Annotated in this window: 12 protein-coding genes; 1 reads left to right on the top strand and 11 read right to left on the bottom strand. The window is 62.9% G+C overall.

Annotated elements, in window-relative coordinates; genetic code table 11:
* Nucleotides 1-109 precede the first annotated feature (109 nt).
* The 7 genes from ASG55_RS10280 to ASG55_RS10250 form a co-directional block, all read right to left on the bottom strand.
* Nucleotides 110-1,405: an OprD family porin gene (locus ASG55_RS10280; RefSeq protein ID WP_056786174.1), complete on the bottom strand. Its 1,296-nt coding sequence runs from the start codon at nucleotides 1,403-1,405 to the stop codon at nucleotides 110-112.
* A 200-nt stretch (nucleotides 1,406-1,605) separates the two neighbouring features.
* Entirely contained in the window at nucleotides 1,606-3,309 is a 1,704-nt protein-coding gene (locus ASG55_RS10275) for an amidase (RefSeq protein ID WP_056786171.1), read from the bottom strand.
* A 165-nt stretch (nucleotides 3,310-3,474) separates the two neighbouring features.
* Nucleotides 3,475-4,980 carry a glycine betaine/L-proline transporter ProP gene (gene proP / locus ASG55_RS10270; protein WP_041480305.1) on the bottom strand — a complete coding sequence of 502 codons (1,506 nt, stop codon included), beginning with the start codon at nucleotides 4,978-4,980 and terminating at the stop codon, nucleotides 3,475-3,477.
* 300 nt (nucleotides 4,981-5,280) lie between these two features.
* Complete coding sequence (locus tag ASG55_RS10265; RefSeq protein ID WP_056786168.1) at nucleotides 5,281-6,579, bottom strand: carbohydrate porin; 1,299 nt, start codon at nucleotides 6,577-6,579, stop codon at nucleotides 5,281-5,283.
* Between the two features lie 97 nt (nucleotides 6,580-6,676).
* The gene (locus ASG55_RS10260) at nucleotides 6,677-9,082 is read right to left on the bottom strand and encodes a glucose/quinate/shikimate family membrane-bound PQQ-dependent dehydrogenase (RefSeq protein WP_156388180.1); all 2,406 of its coding nucleotides are present in this window, start codon (nucleotides 9,080-9,082) and stop codon (nucleotides 6,677-6,679) included.
* Nucleotides 9,083-9,741: 659 nt separating this feature from the next.
* On the bottom strand, nucleotides 9,742-10,758 hold the full coding sequence (locus ASG55_RS10255; RefSeq protein ID WP_056786162.1) for an NADP-dependent oxidoreductase: 1,017 nt from the start codon (nucleotides 10,756-10,758) through the stop codon (nucleotides 9,742-9,744).
* Between the two features lie 55 nt (nucleotides 10,759-10,813).
* A complete protein-coding gene (locus ASG55_RS10250; RefSeq protein ID WP_056786160.1) occupies nucleotides 10,814-11,602 on the bottom strand; it encodes an SDR family NAD(P)-dependent oxidoreductase in 789 nt (262 codons plus the stop codon).
* A 138-nt stretch (nucleotides 11,603-11,740) separates the two neighbouring features.
* Here ASG55_RS10250 and ASG55_RS10245 point away from each other — a divergent pair, with 138 nt between their 5' ends.
* A complete protein-coding gene (locus tag ASG55_RS10245; protein WP_056786157.1) occupies nucleotides 11,741-12,322 on the top strand; it encodes a TetR/AcrR family transcriptional regulator in 582 nt (193 codons plus the stop codon).
* Nucleotides 12,323-12,508: 186 nt separating this feature from the next.
* On the opposite strand, the gene ASG55_RS10240 is transcribed toward ASG55_RS10245, so the two are convergent.
* The 4 genes from ASG55_RS10240 to ASG55_RS10225 form a co-directional block, all read right to left on the bottom strand.
* A complete protein-coding gene (locus tag ASG55_RS10240; RefSeq protein ID WP_056786154.1) occupies nucleotides 12,509-13,621 on the bottom strand; it encodes an alkene reductase in 1,113 nt (370 codons plus the stop codon).
* Nucleotides 13,622-13,793: 172 nt separating this feature from the next.
* Complete coding sequence (locus ASG55_RS10235) at nucleotides 13,794-16,028, bottom strand: xanthine dehydrogenase family protein molybdopterin-binding subunit (RefSeq protein WP_056786151.1); 2,235 nt, start codon at nucleotides 16,026-16,028, stop codon at nucleotides 13,794-13,796.
* Nucleotides 16,025-16,498: a (2Fe-2S)-binding protein gene (locus ASG55_RS10230; RefSeq protein ID WP_056786149.1), complete on the bottom strand. Its 474-nt coding sequence runs from the start codon at nucleotides 16,496-16,498 to the stop codon at nucleotides 16,025-16,027. The genes ASG55_RS10235 and ASG55_RS10230 overlap by 4 nt, the downstream gene beginning before the upstream one ends.
* Nucleotides 16,495-17,775, bottom strand: a complete 1,281-nt coding sequence (locus tag ASG55_RS10225; RefSeq protein ID WP_056786146.1) for a c-type cytochrome — start codon at nucleotides 17,773-17,775, stop codon at nucleotides 16,495-16,497. Before ASG55_RS10225 ends, ASG55_RS10230 begins: the two co-directional genes overlap by 4 nt.
* Nucleotides 17,776-18,017: the final 242 nt, after the last annotated feature.

Below are 18,017 nucleotides of genomic sequence, written 5' to 3'. Positions count from 1 at the left end.
GCTACTGTAGGCGCTGCGGTACGCTGAAATCATTTGATTTTGATCTCAAGGAGCAAACTCATGGTTTGTGGCCGACGCAGGAACCTGTGGGCGGGTTGATCGTGTTACCTCAAAAACCCAGCGGGTACTGAACGACCACGTAAATCCGGTCAATATCATCACCAGCCTGCGCCTCGTTGGCGCGGTGGGTGACGTGCGACAGCTGCACCGACAGATCTTTCGCGGCGCCGGATTGCACGACATATTTCAGGTCGATGTCGCGTTCCCAGTGTTTACCGCCATCGCCCTGTTGCGGTTGATAGTCAGCACTGTCGGCGTCGAAAGGGTTATAGGCGCCGCCCTTCGGCGCGTGCGTACCGTCGATGTGGCTGCCGCTGACGTAGCGGGTCATGAAGTTCAGGCCGGGGATGCCGAAAGCGCCGAGGTCGAGGTCGTAGCGGGCTTGCCAGGAGCGTTCGTTGGCGCCGTTGAAGTCGGCGTATTTGATCGAGTTGGCGAGGTAGATCGAGTCGCCGCCGACGAAATCGAACGGCGTGTCGCCATTGATCCGCTGCCAGCCGAGCATCACCGCATGCGGGCCGAAGCTGTATTTGCCGGAGAGGCTAAGGGCGGTGTTATCGATCTCGCCGGCCACTGCGCGGCCGGTGTCGCGGGTGTGGTAGAGGTTGGCGTCGAGCAGCACGCCGGACTGTTTAAAATGCAGGTTGCCGTAATACTGATGCCAGGTGTCGCTCAGTTCTGAGGCGTAGAGTGCGCCGCCGACCGGGCTTGAGCTGAACAGATCGGCACCGACGAAGCTGATGCCACCCGCTTCGGTGTTGGCGCCGTAACCGTAGAAGTCGCCTTGGCCGGAAGAGCTGTCCTGATTCTTGAACGCGGTGAAATGCCCGGCGACCAGATTGACGTTGTCGAACTCGGCGCTGTTGAGCAAAAAGCCTGTGGCGTATTCCGGTTGCAGGCGTTTGTCGGAAGTGTCGAAGACCGGGGTTTCCACGGTCATTTCGCCGAAGGCCAGAGTGGTACGCGAAGCTTTCAATTTGAGCGCACCACCGGCGCTGGAATAGTTGTTTTCACTGCGACCATCGCTGTCGACCGGTAGCAGACCGGTGCCGGAGTGGCCCTTGCCACCGTCGAGTTTCAGGCCGGCGAAAGCGTGGGCGTCAATGCCGAAACCGATTGTGCCCTCGGTGAAACCGGATGAGAAGTTGCCGATAAAGCCCTGTGCCCACTCCTGTTTGTAGTTTTTTCCGGAGGGCGTGGGCGAGCGGTAGTCGTTGCTGAGGTAGAAGTTGCGCAGCAGGACATCACTTTTGGCGTCGTCGAAAAAGCCGCTGGCATGGGCGGTGCCGGTCAGACCGCAGAGCATGGCAAGCAGGGTGAGGCGGGAGGGCGCGCGGTTGATCATGGTCAGGGCCGGTGGTGATTCGAATGGCGCTGATGATCGAAGATTGGGAACAAAGAGGATTGGGTTGATGTGCTGAGTTGGCAGCTTTCACCACAAAACCTGTGGGAGTCGGGGGTAGTCAATTAGAACTGTGGCGGCCGTCAGGCCGCCATCGCTGGCAAGCCAGCTCCCACAGGGTTTGTGGGAGCTGACACAGTGCATTAAGCCAGCGGCGGTGTGCGCGGTGGGATCTGGCGTTTGCTGCCGGTGGATTCGAAAGCGGCGGCGAAGCGCAGCAGGTTCGAGTCGTCGTAGGCGCGGCCGGCGAAGGTCAGGCCGACCGGCATACCGATATCGGCCATCACGCCCATGGGCACGGTGACGGTCGGGACGCCGAGGTGGCGGATCGCGAGGTTGCCGTTGGCCACCCAGACGCCGTTGCTCCAGGCGATGTCGGCCGAAGCAGGATTGACATCCGCGTCGGCCGGGCCGACGTCAGCGACGGTCGGGAACAGCACGGCGTCGAGGCCGAGGTTGTCCATCCAGTCTTCGAGGTCGATGCGTCGGGTTCGCTCCAGAGCGCGCAAGCCATCGGGCACGGTAGGGATTTCATTCCACGGCGTGATGCCGCGCTCGGCCATGCGCACGTATTCGTCCATGCCGGCGGCCAGATCACCTTCCCGGTTGGGCAGGGTGCCGGGGTCGTGCGGGAAGATCTTCGGCCCGTCGACGTCAACCAGACGATTAAGCTTCGGGTCGCCGTTTGCTTGCAGGAAGTCGTCGAACGCCCACGCGGTCAGATCCCACAGTTCATGATGTAGAAACTCTTTCGACACCAGCCCACGGGTGAACACGGTTGGCGCGCCAGGGCGGTCGCCTTCGCAGTTGGAGACCAGCGGAAAGTCGGTTTCGACGACTTCGGCGCCAGCGGCCTCGAGGGCTTGGCGCGCCTGCTTCCACAAATCAATCACGGACGCGCGGGTGTTTATGCGCTGGCCGGTCGGGCCGCCTATGCCGGGGGCTTCGCTGGTGCCGGCGTCGGGGTCGGCGTTGATGTACATGCGCGGGATGGCGAAGCGTTTGCCGGCCAGGGCTTTGGCATCGACGGCCAGTTCACTGTACGCAGCCGGGCGCACTTCGCTGACACGCGGGATCGGCACCCACGGTTGCAGGCGCCAGAGGTCGCCACGGGTGTCCGGGTCTTCGGCGACGACCACGTCGAGCACTTCGAGCAGGTCGGCCATGGTCCGCGCGAACGGCACGACGACGTCCATGGTCGGGGTCAACGGCCAGTTGCCGCGCACCGAAATCACCCCGCGCGACGGGGTGTAGGCGCACAGGCCGTTGTTCGACGCAGGGCCACGGCCGCTCGACCAGGTTTCCTCAGCCAGGCCGAAGGCAGCGAAACTCGCAGCGGTCGCGGTGCCGGCACCGTTGGACGAGCCGGAGGCGAACGGGGCGGTGAGGTAAGCGGCGTTGTACGGGCTTTCGGCGCGGCCATAGACGCCGCGTTGCATGCCGCCATTGGCCATCGGCGGCATGTTGGTCTTGCCCAGGCAGATCGCCCCGGCAGCGCGCAGGCGTTCGATGGTGAAGGCGTCGCGATGGGCGACCAGATCGGCAAATGCCGGACTGCCGGAAGCGGCGGTCAGGCCCTTGACCAGATAACTGTCTTTGGCGGTGTAGGGGATGCCATCGAGCGGGCCGAGGGTTTCACCTTTGGCGCGGCGGGCATCGGAGGCGCGGGCTTCGTTCAGCGCTTCAGGGTTGCGCACGACGACGGCGTTGAGTGCCGTCGAAGTGTCGGCGCCATCGTAGGCATCAATGCGCGCCAGATAGGCCTGCACCAGCTCCACGGCAGTGGTCTGGCCGGATTCAAGGGCGGTGCGCAGTTGGGCGATGGAGACTTCGGTGACTTCGATCATGGGGTCACCTGTTGAGCGTGGTTGTTTGGGGCAGGGGTATTCATAGCGGTTCTCGTTGCACGGCTTTAAGCGACAAGGTCAAGACTGGCGCCTATTTAACACCAAGCCGCGCTTCGAGTAATCGGCGGGGTGACGGCCCCGCCGATTTTTTCTGCGTCCAGCGGATCATTCATTGATGCGCGGATGCTGCTGGACCAGCACTTTGCGCTTGGCCTCCAACTCGGCGATCTCGGCATCAATGTCTTCGATTTTCTGCTCGATGTTGTCGTGGTGTTCTTGCAACAACTCCTTGGCCTCTTCGAGGTCGGAAGCCGCCGGGGCCGCGCCGCGCAGAGGTTTGTTGGCGGTTTCCTTCATGGTCACGCCAGTGACCAGACCGACCACGGCGATGACCATCAGGTAATACGCAGGCATGTACAGATCGTTGGTGCTTTCCACCAGCCAGGCCACGGCAGTCGGGGTCAGACCGGCGATCAGCACCGAAACGTTGAAGGCACTGGCCAGCGCGCTGTAGCGGATGTGGGTGGGGAACATCGCCGGCAGGGTCGAGGCCATCACACCGATAAAGAAATTGAGCAGCACCGCGAGGATCAGCAGGCCGGAGAAGATCAGGGCGATGCTGCCGCTGTTGATCAGCATGAACGCCGGAATGGCGAAGATGAACAGGCCAATGCTGCCGACGACGATGAAAGGTTTGCGGCCGATCTTGTCGCTGATGAAACCGATCAGCGGCTGCACGAAGAGCATGCCGACCATGATCGCGATGATGATCAGCACGCCGTGGTTTTCGCTGTAGTGAAGGTTGTGCGTCAGGTAACTCGGCATGTAGGTGAGCAGCATGTAATAGGTGACGTTGGTCGCCGCCACCACGCCGATGCAGGTCATCAGGCTGCGCCAGTGTTTGGTCGCGACTTCCTTGAACGACACTTTCGGGCCACCGGCGAGGCCTTCGCGGTCGCCTTGTTCGAGTTTTTCCACGTGTTGCTGGAACGCCGGGGTTTCTTCCAGGGCGTGGCGCAGATACAGGCCGATCATGCCCAGCGGCAGGGCGAGGAAGAACGGAATCCGCCAGCCCCATTCTTCGAAGCGCTGTTCACCGAGGATGGTCGAAATCAGCACCACCACGCCGGCGCCGAAAACGAAACCGGCGATCGAGCCGAAGTCCAGCCAGCTGCCGAGGAAGCCGCGTTTGCGGTCCGGCGCGTATTCAGCAACGAAGATCGAGGCGCCGGTGTATTCGCCACCGACCGAGAAACCCTGCGCCATCTTTGCCAGCAACAGCAGGATCGGCGCCCAGATGCCGATCGAGGCATAGGACGGAATCAGGCCGATGGCGAAGGTGCTCAGGGACATGATGACGATGGTCGCGGCGAGGACTTTCTGTCGTCCGTATTTGTCGCCGAGCGCACCGAAGAACAAACCGCCAAGCGGACGGATGAGGAAGGGCACGGAGAAGGTCGCCAGCGCGGCGATCATTTGCACGCCGGGATCGGCGCCGGGGAAGAAGACCTTGCCGAGCACATAGGCGACAAAGCCGTAGACGCCAAAGTCGAACCATTCCATGGCGTTGCCCAGTGCGGCGGCGGTAATCGCCTTGCGCATCTTGGCGTCGTCGACAATGGTGATGTCTTTCAAACCGATCGGTTTGACGGTGTTCTTGCGTGATTTCATTGCGCTGTTCCCGCTCGCTGATCCAGATTACCGCTGCGATGCCATCTCCATGATGGCGCCGGCTCTTCTGGCTCAGATACATGCGGACACGAAATAATTCACCGGTGGGCTGGAATTAATTTCGACAGGTGGGGGAGGTGCAACTCCGAGCCTTGTTGGAGCTGTATTGCCTGACCCACCGCTATCGCTGGCAAGCCAGCTCCCACAAGGGTTTTGGGTGTTGCCGGGATTTTGTGTCCGCCGTCAAACCCTGTGGGAGCTGGCTTGCCAGCGATGACGCCATGACATCCATTACAAGGCTTAAAGCGCAGCCTTCACCTGCAAGCCCACCACCAGCGCATTGTCGATGTCCTGCCCGGAAAACGCGCCCGGTTCGATGATGTATTGCAGGTTCGGGCGCAGGGTCAGCCATGGGGTGGCCTGGTAGCCGTAGCCCAACTCGATCAACTGCTCGGCGCTATCGAGATTCGGGAACGCAGCACCGCTGGCCTGCGCGGCATCCTGCTGCACATCACGGCTGCGCGGGTTCGGCACGGCGCGGCCATAGCCCAGGGCCACGGTGTCTCGCGGGCGGCCTTCGAACGGTTTGTACAAAACCACGCCGGTGCCGTACCACTTGCTGAACGGCGAGGCCGCTTCACTGGCCGCCGAGTATTGACCGAACGCATGCAGGCTGCGGCCCTCGGAAGTCGACGAGCGCCAAACCGCCTGATCGATCAGCAGATAATGCCCGCCACGACCGGACACTTCATCGTCGCTGCCAATGCGTTTGACGTCGGAGCTGTCGTAGTAATAGCCGAGCTTGTATTCACCCGGCAGCTCGCCGGCGTGCTTGTACACCAACTCGATCGGCACGACGGTGCCGGTGGTGTGCTTCGGCCCCAGATGCCAGGCGCGGCTGGAATTGCCGTTGCTCTCGGGGTCGACGTTGAACGCAGCCACACGCAGTTGCCAGGACGGCGACAGGTCGTATTTGACCCGCACGCCCAGACGCGCGTTGGGGTAGTTGGTCCAGCCGCTGCCGCCGGACATGTTCAGCGGATGGCCGCAGAAACCGGCGTTCATGAAGTTGCACAGAATGCCGCTGTCGAGGCCGCCGAGGTCGTTACCCATGGCCATGTAACCGAGCTTCACGTTCAGCGCCGGGGTGAACAGGCTGCGCTCGTAACTCAGTTCAGTCAGGCGCGTGTACAGGCCGCCGTAGTTTTCCTGAATCGGCAGGCGATTGCCGACCAGATCTTCCGAAGCGCTGTTACCGCGACGGTCGTTGATGGTCAGTTGTACTTTGCCGGCGTTGTCGACGCCGTAGAGTTTGCTCAGATCAAACTGCACGCCGAGCTTGATGTTCTGCGAGTAGCGCGCCGAACGGTGCAGGCCGCCGTCGGCGTTGTAAGCGGTTTCGCCGCTGTAATCGCCAGTGAACTTGATGCCGTCTTCATCGAGTTGATGACGCAAGCCGCCCCAGTCACCGGTCAGGGTGCTGCGGGTCAGCAGACCGGAATCGCTGGCGGCCAGCGCGGGTAGGGCAGTAGCGCAGCTCAGGCCCAGCAACAGGCCAGTGGAAAGCTTGGTACGAGAAAAGCGAACAGCCGATGACATGTGAATCCTTCCTGCTGAAATCTTTGACGCAATAAAACAGCGACGCGGTGCTTTGGGGCACCGCGCGCTTGGGGGAGGTTGGTTGTGCGGCAGCGAGTTACGGCAGGGCGTAAGCCATCACGTAATCGCCACGATCGGTCGACTGGCGTGCGCCGCCAGCGGTGACGACGATGTACTGCTTGCCGGTCTTCGGCGAAACGTACGTCATCGGGCCGCCCTGACTGCCGACCGGCAGACGGGCTTTCCAGACTTCTTCGCCGTTGCCGCTGTTGAAGGCGCGCAGGTAGAAGTCCTGGGTGCCGGCAATGAAGATCAGGCCTCCCTGGGTCGACAGGGTGCCGCCGAGGGTGGGGAGACCGATCTTGATCGGCAGGTGCATGCGGATGCCCAGGGGACCGGTGTCTTCAACGGTGCCGACCGGAACCTGCCACGCGACTTTCTGGGTCTTCATGTCGATCGCGGTCAAGGTGCCGAACGGCGGCGCCTGGCACGGAATGCCGGCCACCGACAGGAAGCGGTTCTTGTTCACCGCGTACGGCGTGCCTTTGAGCGGAACAGCGCCCATGCCGGTGTTCAGCGCTTCGCCACCGCCAGCGGCCTGGCCTTTGTTCTGCGACGGGATCATCTGGATCCACAGACCCAGGCGCATGTCGTTGACGAAGATGAAACCGTGCACCGGGTCAGTGGAGATGCTGCCCCAGTTCATGCCACCCAGCGAACCCGGGAAGCTCAGCGATTTGTCGGTACCCGGCGCTGTGTACAGGCCGTCGTAGCGCATGCTCTTGAAGTCGATGCGGCAGAGCAACTGGTCGTACGGCGTGGCGCCCCACATGTCCGATTCGGTCAGGTGCTGCGCGCCGATCTGCGGCATGCCCACGGATTTCGGCTGTGTCGGCGAGTACGGCTCGTTAGGGATGTTCGCGGCTTTCACCGGTACTTCCTTGACCTCGGTCAGCGGCTTGCCAGTGGCGCGGTCGAGCACATAGATCTGCCCGGCCTTGGTGCCGATGACCAGCGCCGGAACGCTTTGGCCGTCCTTGTCGAAGTCGATCAGGCTCGGCTGCATCGGCAGGTCGAAGTCCCACAGATCGTTGTGCACGGTCTGGAACACCCAGCGCTCTTCGCCGGTGCTGGCGTCCAGCGCGAGGATCGAGGCGCCGTACTTGTGGTCCAGTTCGCTGCGCTCGACACCATAGATGTCGGTGGACGAGCTGCCCATCGGCAGGAATACGGTGTTGGTCGCCGCGTCGTAGGACATCGGCGCCCAGCTGTTCGGCGTGCTGCGCACGTAGGTTTTGCCGTCGGCCGGCGCGTTGCGATCCTGCGGGTTGCCCGGGTCGAACGCCCAGCGCATGGCGCCGGTGATCACGTCAAAACCACGAATCACACCGCCCGGCATGTCGCTCTGCACGTTATCGGCAACACGACCGCCAACCACCACGGTGGTGCCAGCCATCAATGGTGCGGACGACAACTGATAGTAGCTGTCCGGAACATCACCCAGACCGGCCTTCAGATCGACCTGGCCGTTGTTGCCGAAACCCTGGCAGAACTCGCCAGTGTCAGCGTCGACCGCGATCAGGCGAGCATCGATGGTATTGGTCAGCAGACGACGCTGGCAGTTGGCAGCCGGCGCCGGTTTGGCTTCGATGATCGAAGAGTTGCTCGGCTGAGCGATGGTCGCGGTGGCGTCGAAATAGGCCATGCCACGGCAGCGCTGCCAGACTTTCGATTGCGCGTTGATCGCGTTCTTCCAAAGCTCTTTACCGGTGTCGGCATCGAGGGCGATCAGGTTGTTGTGCGGGGTGCAGATGAATACTTTGTTGCCGACCTGCAGCGGGGTGAGCTGGTCTTCGGCGCCGTTGCCATCGCTCTCGGCGAAGTCCCCGGTGTGGTAGGTCCACGCGACTTTCAACTTGTCGACGTTGTTGCGGTTGATCTGGTCGAGCGCGGCGAAGCGGCTGCCACCTTCGGTGTTGCCGTAGTGCGCCCAGTCTTTCTGCGCCTTGGCCGGCTCGACCGGAGTCAGGCCCGGGCCAGTGCCAGTGGCGGCAACGGTTGGGTGGGCGACGAACATGTTGCCCGCCGCAACGGCCACACCGACCGCCAGCACAGCGGCCACGGCATACGCACCACGACCGGCCACGCGGCCATTGGCGCGCGCCAGCAGCGGGTAGACCAGCGCGACGACCATACCGATGACGCTGAACATGAACAGCCGCGAGAACACCGGCCAGAACACCAGCCCGGCGTCAGCCACGGCCCAGATCGCGGTGGCCACGAGAAATGCGGCGAACAGCCAGGCGCCTGCGGTTTTCTTCAGTGCGATCAGCACACCGGAAACGGTCATCGCCAGACCGCCGACCAGGAAGTACCAGGAACCGCCCAGGCTGACCAGCTTCACACCGCCGGCCGCGAGCGCCAGACCGAGCAGGGCGATGATCACGCCAAGGCCGACCAGAATGAACGTTGAAACGCCTGAGACGCGTTGACTGTGGTTCACATTGAAAGTCCCGTTTGAATGAAGCGCGGGATTATAACGGTAACTAACCATTCAGTTAACCGCAGTTTTGCCATGAAACCGTGCACTTCTGTGAATCAAGCGTGGTGCAGGATTAGCAAAACGCAAGTTGAGAGGGGTTTCTCGAGGTTTCAGCATGAGGGGCGGATTGAGCGTGGTATTGCAATGCACATGCTTGGACACCGCGCTGGATTCACCCCTCACCCCAGCCCTCTCCCCGAGGAGAGGGAGCTGATTTGTGGGCTTTTTGAGACCTGTGTTCGCCTCGGTATCTCAGGTCGGTGTAACTCGCGCATTCAACTCGGTCAGTCCTCTCTCCCTCTGGGAGAGGGAGCTGATTTGTGGGCTTTTTGAGACCTGTGTTCGCCTCGGTATCTCAGATCGGTGTAACTCGCGCATTCAACTCGGTCAGTCCTCTCTCCCTCTGGCAGAGGGAGCCGATTCGTGGGCTTTTTGAGACCTGTGTTCGCCTCGGTATCTCAGGTCGGTGTAACTCGCGCATTCAACTCGGTCAGTCCTCTCTCCCTCTGGGGGAGGGAGCCGATTTGTGGGCTTTTTGAGACCTGTGTTCGCCTCGGTATTTCAGGTCGGCGTTACTCGCGCATTCAGCTCGGTCAGTTCCCTCTCCCTCTGGGAGAGGGCTAGGGTGAGGGGCTTTTGAGGTTGGCCGCGATGGCAACCTTGCCCTTTGCCCGGCCTTTTTCTACGTAGTGCAAGGCGTCAGCTATCTGATCGAACGGAAAATTACGATCGATCACCGGTTTGATCACCCCGGCCTCAATCAACGCAGTGATTTTCTGCAACTGGATGCCGTCGGCACGCATGAACAAAAACGAATAACCCACCCCACGCTTGCGCGCCTTGCGCCGAATACCACTGCTGAGCAGACGCATGACCAGCCCGAGCAGCCACGACAAACCCTGCTCCTGAGCGAACTGCGCAGTCGGCGGCCCTGACAGGGAAATCAGTTGCCCGCCCGGTTTCAACACCCTCAACGATTTTTCCAGCACATCGCCGCCGAGGCTGTTGAGCACCACGTCGTAGTCGCGCAGCTCATTGGCGAAATCCTGCTGTTTGTAATCAATCACCACATCAGCGCCCAGCGCCTTGACCCACGCGACATTCGCCGTGCTGGTCGTAGTCGCAACAAAAGCGCCGAGGTGTTTGGCCAGTTGAATGGCGACCGTGCCAACGCCACCGGAGCCGGCGTGAATCAGTACCTTCTGGCCTTTTTGCACGTTGGCGACTTCGACCAGTGCCTGCCACGCCGTCAACGCCACCAGCGGCATGCAAGCCGCCTCGGTCATGGCGAGATTGGCGGGTTTCAACGCGACCGCTGTTTCATCGACAGCGATGCGTTCGGCAAACGTGCCAATCCTGTTATCAGGCGCACGCGCATAAACCTCATCGCCCGGCTTGAAACGCTTGACCGCCGCACCGGTGCTGAGCACCACACCGGCGACATCGTTGCCCAATATCAAAGGCATTTGATAGGGCAGGATCATCTTGAATTCGCCGCTGCGAATCTTCAGATCCAGCGGGTTGACGCTACTCGCGCGCACTTCGATCAGCACGTCGTGAGCGCCAACCAGCGGTTCGGGCAGGTCGCCAATCCGGCCGTTCTGCTTGCCGTAGCGCTCGATGAAAAATGCCTTCATTGCGGATGCTCTTGTCGGTAGAAACCCGCCGGCATAGCGGCGGGTTTGAATGAGGTCAGGCCTGTGTCAGATAACGTTGCGCAACAGCCGACTGGCGGATCTGCCCCAACAGGCCTTGCCGCGCGGTTTGCAGGGCATCCCAGCGCTCGCCCTCGTGCAGCGGCGGGATGGTCACGACTTCGCGACGGTCGAAGCCGACCAGCGCTGCATCGACCATGTCGCCGACTTCCATGATGTCGGTGAGGGTGTTGATGTCGATACCGGCGCGGTCCCAGATTTCCGTGCGGGTGGCGGCGGGCAGGACCGCTTGCACATACACGCCTTGTGGCGACAGTTCCAGGCTCAGGCCTTGAGAGAGGAACAGCACGAACGCCTTGGTCGCGCCATACACCGACATGCCGAACTCCGGCGCCAGGCCCACCACCGAGCCGATGTTGATGATCGCGCCGTCGCCGGCCTTGGCCAGACGCGGCGCGATCGCACTGGCCAAACGCACCAACGCGGTGGTGTTGAGCGCGACCAGTTGCGCCACGCTGTCGGTGCTCTGCTCGATGAAGGTACCGGACTGCGCGGCGCCGGCATTGTTGACGAGGATACCGATGCGCGAGTCGTCACGCAGACGCGCCTCGACGGTTTGCAGGTCGCTCAGTTGCGTCAGGTCGGCCTGTAGCACTTCGACATTGACGTTGTGCTCAGCGCGCAAACCGGCGGCGAGGGTGTCCAGGCGCGCCTGGTCACGGGCGACCAGCAGCAGATCGTGCCCGCGTTGGGCGAAACGTGCGGCGTAGACCGCGCCTATGCCGGTGGAGGCGCCAGTGATCAGAACAGCAGGGCGAGTAGTCATGGTGTTGGCTCTTTTTCAGGTGAAGACTGATTGCGGGCCTTTAGGATGATGATCCAAATCTAAACTGTCAACGGTTTTGATTATGGCTAACATCTATGTATCATCGAGCCATGATTTTTCAGCGCTGGAGGATTCAACATGCGCGTATCCAAAGCTCAGGCTCAGGCCAATCGCGAGCACATTGTCGAAACGGCATCAGTGATGTTCCGCGAACGCGGTTATGACGGGGTCGGCGTGGCTGACCTGATGGCGGCCGCCGGTTTTACTCACGGCGGTTTCTACAAACACTTCGGCTCCAAGGCCGACCTGATGGCCGAAGCCTCGGCCAATAGCCTGGCGCAGTCCACGGCCGCCGCCGAAAGCATGAGCGTGCAGGATTTCATCGACGTGTACGTGTCCCGCGACCATCGCGATGGCCGCTCCACCGGTTGCACCATGGCGGCGTTGTGCGGCGATGCGGCGCGGCAGTCCGGGGATGTCAAAGCGGCGTTCGCTGAAGGCATCGAGCGCACGCTGCAGACGCTCGGCGAGAAATACCCGACGGCAGCGGATGCACCGCAAGGTGAGGGCCGAACCCGGATGATCGATCTGCTGGCCCGCGCGGTCGGGGCGATCATGCTATCGCGGGCCTGTCCGGATGACTCGGCGCTGGCCGATGAGATTCTGACGGTGTGTCACGCTTCGATGACGGCGTCGTTGCCAGTCATCGAGGCGCCCTGACCCTAACCCTCTCCCAGAGGGGACTGACCGAGTTGTTTGGGCGATTTACGCCAGGCGCTGATATCGGGTCGAACTCCGGCTCTGAATGCTCCATAGATCAGCTCCCTCTCCCTGGGGAGAGGGCTGGGGTGAGGGGTGAATCCGGCGCGATACCAAAGCCGAACGCCAGCACTTCGCCTTAGAAACTCAAGCGTGAAACGGATAATCGACATAACCACGCTGATCGCCGCCGAAGAAACTGCTCGGATCCGGTGTGTTCAGCTCAAGGCCATCGTGCAACCGACGGGGCAGATCCGGGTTGGCCAAAAATGGCCGGCCAAAGGCAATGATGTCGGCGCGATCGGCGTTCAGCGCCTGTTCGGCGGACTCGGCGTCGTAACCGCCAGCGAGGATCAGCACGCCGTTCCAGGTCTGGCGCAACTGGGCAATGATCGCGTCCCACCGCGGATCAAAGTTTTCGTCCTTGACCGTGCCGACCATGGCCGGCTCGACCAGGTGCAGGTAGGCCAGATTCCACTGGTTGAGCGCTTCGACCAGATAACCGAAGGTCGCTTCGGGCGTGTCATCGCCCATGCCCATGAAGCGACCCATCGGCGTCAGTCGTACGCCGACGCGCTCGGCACCGACTTCATCAGCCACGGCGGCGACCACTTCGAGCAGGAAGCGCGCGCGGTTTTCTACGCTGCCGCCATAGGCGTCGTCGCGCTGGTTGCTGTTGCTGTTGAGGAACTGGTCGAGCAGATAACCGTTGCCGGCATGGATTTCCACGCCGTCCATGCCAGCGTTCAACGCGTTACGCGCAGCGCGGCGATAGTCTTCGACGATGTCGGCAATTTCCGCAGTTTCGAGGGCGCGCGGCACCGGTACATCGCCCCATACGCCGTTGCCTTGTTCATCGACGATAAAGGTCTTGCCGGGCACTGGCAGGGCGCTTGGCGCCACCGGCAAGCCGGCGTCCGGCTGAAAGCTGGGGTGCGAGACCCGGCCGACGTGCCACAGCTGCATGAAGATCAGACCGTTCGCTGCGTGCACCGCCGTGCTGACTTCGCGCCACGCCTGGACTTGCGCATCGGTGTAGATCCCCGGCGTCCACGCATAGCCCTGGCCCTGTTGGGAGATCTGCGTGGCCTCGGTGATGATCAGCGCGGCACTGGCGCGTTGGCGGTAGTACTCGGCGTTCATCGCGGTCGGCACATCGCCCGGTTGGCCGGCGCGCGAGCGCGTCAGGGGCGCCATCGCTACGCGGTGGGCAAGGGTGTAAGGGCCAAGGGCGATCGGTTGGAACAGGCGACGGGTCATGGGTAGCTCCGGATTTTGATGAGTAGGGTTCAAGCGCGGCAGCCAGCTGCCGCGCGCTGTGCACTTAACTTAACCGGGGGTGGCGGGGCTGATAATCCGTGGCCGGCGCTACGCAGTTTTGCGCGCAACGCAACGGCAACCCGCGCCCATCCATGACGGGCGCGGGCGTGGTTCAGGCGGGTTGGGTCGAGCGAGTCAGCGGCAGATTCAGCCAGCGCCGGCCGGTGGCATTGCTGACCGCGTTGCCGAGCGCAGCAGCCATCGGCCCTTGGACGATTTCGGCAGCACCGAGGAAGGGTTCGCCCGGTTGATCGAGCAAATGCACGTCGACTTTTTTTGGCAATTGGGTGAAACGCAGAATCGGATAACCGCTCCAGTCGTAGCTGCGAATGCCGCCCGCGTCGTAGGCGACTTGTTCGTAGAGCGTCCAGCTCGCCGACTGGACAATGCCGCCCTCGACCTGATTGCGCAGGCCATCGGGGCTGACGATCTGGCCGACGTCGACCGCTGTCACCACATGATCGATGCGGATTTCGCCAGTCTGCGGATGCACCCGCAGTTTCACCGCGAGGGCGCAGTAACCCATGATGTTCTTGTAGCGGGCGAAGGCAAAACCGATCCCCGCGCCGGGCTCGTTGCTCTTGTGGGGCCAGCCGATTTCATCACGCACGCGCTCAATCACAGCCCGGGCACGCGGGTCGCGTAGATGCGCCAGACGCAATGCCACCGGATCGAGCCCGGCCTTGATCGCCAACTCATCGATACCCGCCTCAATGGCGAAGATGTTGATGTGCGCACCGAGCGAGCGCATGGCCGAAGTGCGGAACGGCATGGTGGTGACGAAGTTCATGTTGATCCGCGTCGCGCCCAGTTCATACAGCGGCACCGCGTTGCGATCGCCGTCACCTTCGGGCTGGGCAATCGGTACCGACGGCGCCGAAGCGAAGGGGTTCGCCAGCAGGCGTGCCGGCAGCAGGCGACCGGCATTGACGATGCGTTCGTTGTGCGGCGTGGTCCACAGCTCGTAGTTCCAGTCCTGCAAACGGCCCTGACTGATGCCGGCATCGACTTCGGTGACCATCGCCGAACTGTACGGCTCCCAGAGATTTTCCTGCTCGCGCATCCATTGCACGCGCACCGGCGTGCCCGGCAGGCGCATCGCGATCAGCGCAGCATCGGCGGCGGCATCATCGGCGCCGTTGTGGCCGTAGCAACCCGAGCCTTCGGTATGAATACAGCGCACACGTTCCGGCGGCAGCCGCAGCATCTCGGCGATACCGGCGCGCAGTGGATAGACACCCTGGGTGTGGGTCCACACCGTGAGCACGCCGTCGTTGAACCAGGCCACCGCACAGGACGGGCCGATCGAACCGTGCATCAAGTACTGCTTGGTCACCCGCGCCTTGAAGCGCGTTTCGGTCGCGCCGCCGGGATTGCCGTTGTTGCTGATCGGGTAGCGCTTGGAGGGCAGCTGCTTGAGCAAATCGTGAATCCCGGCGGCTTCGGGAATCGCCTCGCCGCCGCTCCACTTGGCACTTTCCATGCCGGCGCGCATGGCCTTGATCGCTTGCCACTCATCACCGGCGACCACGGCCAGATAGTTGCCGTCGCGAATCACTTTGACCACGCCGTTCAACGCCTCGATGGACGCGGCATCGAACGCCTGAAGCGTGCAGCCGGGACGCGGCGGGCGGATGACACGCGCGTGCAGCATGCCCGGCAGGCGCATGTCCTGGACGAATGCCGCGCCGCCGCTGACCTTGGCCGGGATGTCCAGGCGCGGCAGGTTGTGCCCGATCAGTTTGAAGTCGGCCGCCGCCATCGCTGGTGATTGTGCCTTGGCGTATTGGTGCACATCGACATGCTTGACTGCTTCGGCATAAGCCATGCGTTGCCCGCTGGGGCCTTGGATGATGCCGTCGCGAGTGCTCAGTTGCGCAGCATCGACTTGCCAACTGCGCGCGGCGGCGTCGACGAGCATTTCCCGCACCTGCGCGGCGGCGTTGTACAGCGCGGTGCCGCTGTCGAAAATGCTGTGGCTGCCGGCGGTGTAGCCTTCGTTGGGCGTCAGTGCGGTGTCGGCGGTGAGCAAATTGACGGCGCTGGCCGGCACCTGCAAACGCTCGGCGGCGATTTGCAGCAACGCGGTTTTCACTCCCGTGCCCAGTTCGACTTTGCCGGTGTACACGGTGATGCCGTCGGCGCCGATGCGAATCCACGCGTCCAGGTAAGGGTTGGTGCGCAGGCTGCCGGGCAGATCGGGGGCCAGCACTACGGTGCCGAGGGTGTCGACTTCGGTGTCGGCCAAGACACGCCGCGCTACCGGCATCAGGGTGAAGGCCATCAGTAGTGCGCCGCCACGCAGGAAGGCCCGGCGGCTGGGGTTCAAGCCGTTAGCTTCGCTCATGTCCGGCTCCCGTTGTGCCCGGCCACCTGCTTGATCGCCTCGATGATGCGCAAGTGCGTGCCGCAACGGCACAGATTGCCGGCCATGTGCTCGCGGATGGTTTGTTCGTCCGGGTGCGGATCACGTTCGAGCAACGCCTGCGCGCGCATCAGCATGCCGGCGATGCAGTAACCGCATTGCGCCGCTTGCTTGTCGATGAATGCCGTTTGCAACGGGCCGGGTTTTTCTGCGCTGCCGAGGCTTTCGACGGTGCGGATCTTTTTTCCTTCAAGGCCTGCGCACGGTGTCAGGCAGGCGAACACCGGCTGGTCGTCGACGATCACCGTGCACGCGCCGCACTGGCCCAGGCCACAGCCGTACTTGGCGCCGTTGAGGTTCAAGTGGTTGCGCAGCGCATACAGCAGCGGCATGTCCGGCTCCAGCTTCAGCGCTTGGGCGGCTCCATTGACGGTGAGAGTGATCTGGCTCATTTCGTCTCCTGACGTAACGCTTCAATAGTGGAAGAGAGGTCGGCCCATGGCTGCTCGGGTCTGGCTTGCTCGCGCAGATACGCGGCGAGGGCGCCGAGCTGGGCGTTGTCGAGGCTGGCGGCGAACGGCGGCATCACCGGGCCGGGCGCGCCGGGAATGGCGGGCACGCCTTCAAGCACGGTCTTGAGAAAGTTGCGCGGGCTGGCCGCTTGCAGCGCCGAAGTGCTTTGCAGGCCGGGGCGGCCGTCGATTTCCCGCATCGGCGCGGCGGGTGCGTGACATCCGGCACAGGCGCTGCTGAAGAGCAGGGCGCCGCTGCTGTGATCCGCTGGACTGCTCGGCGGCTTTTGCGCAGTGATTTCGGTCACCGCGTGCGGGCTTTGCAGGCTCAGCAGGTAGTCGGCAATCGCCTCGGCCTCACTGGCCGGCAAGCGCGCCAGACTCAGGCTGACCGGACGCATTGGGCCGGCGGGTGTGCCGTGGCCATCGACGACATCGGCGCGCAGGTAGCCGACCAATTGCTCGCGATTCCATGGATTGGCGCGTTGGCCGAGGCCGACCAGGGCCGGCGCTTCCCAGCCATCGACGCTGCCGCCCTGCAGATACTCCGAGGATTTCTCCGCGCCAATCAGGTTCAGCGGCGAATGGCAGCCGGCGCAGTGGCCCGGGCCGTCGACCAGATAGCGTCCGCGATTCCATGCCGCGCTGTGTTCGGCCTGCGGCGTGAGCGGCTCGCCATGCAGAAACAGCAGGTTCCAGAACGACACCAGCGGGCGGATGTTCATCGGGAAGTTCATCTGGTTCTGCCGCGCCGGGGCGTGTACGGCGGGGCCGCTCATCAAGTAGGCATAGGCGTCGGCGATGTCTTCGGAGCTCATGCGCCGGTAGTGCACGTAAGGAAAGGCCGGGTAGAGAAAGTGGCCGTCGCGGGCAATGCCTTCGCGCATCGCCCGCTCGAAGGCCGGCAATGACCACTCGCCGATGCCGGTCTGCGCATCCGGGGTGATGTTGGTGCTGTATAGCGTGCCGAACGGCGTCACCAGCGGCAGCCCGCCGGCCAGGTATTCGCCGCCGGGGCGGGTGTGACACACCGCGCAGTCGCCGGCCTCGACCACCCGTGCGCCTCGTTGCAACTGCGCAGTATCGAATGACGTGGGGCGTTTGATTGGCGCGATCGCCGGGCGCCACATCAGCGCGACGGCGACGATCAGGCCGATCAGCGCGAGCACGGCCACGCTGATCCACAGGGTTCTGGATTTGAGTAGAGGGCTGTTCATGATCGGCAGGAAAACGCGGCGGACAGTGGCAGGACGAGTGCAGTGCGGGTCATGGAAACGCTCCTTGTAGCAGCCGGGGGAAGGGCGCCGATGCGGACGTCTGCGCCAGGGCCAAAGCGTAGAGAAGACCCTTGCAGCGGAGAATCACCGGCCCGCGCAACAGCGCGTTGCGCCACAAGCAACGTTGCGCGCCACGCATCAGTGCGTTGCCAGTGGCACGGATTCTCGCCCCCGCCGGCTCA

Source organism: Pseudomonas sp. Leaf434, assembly GCF_001425545.1.
Classification (GTDB): domain Bacteria; phylum Pseudomonadota; class Gammaproteobacteria; order Pseudomonadales; family Pseudomonadaceae; genus Aquipseudomonas; species Aquipseudomonas siliginis.
The sequence above is the reverse complement of the archived record's forward strand: the minus strand, read 5'-3'. Positions and strand labels throughout refer to the sequence as shown.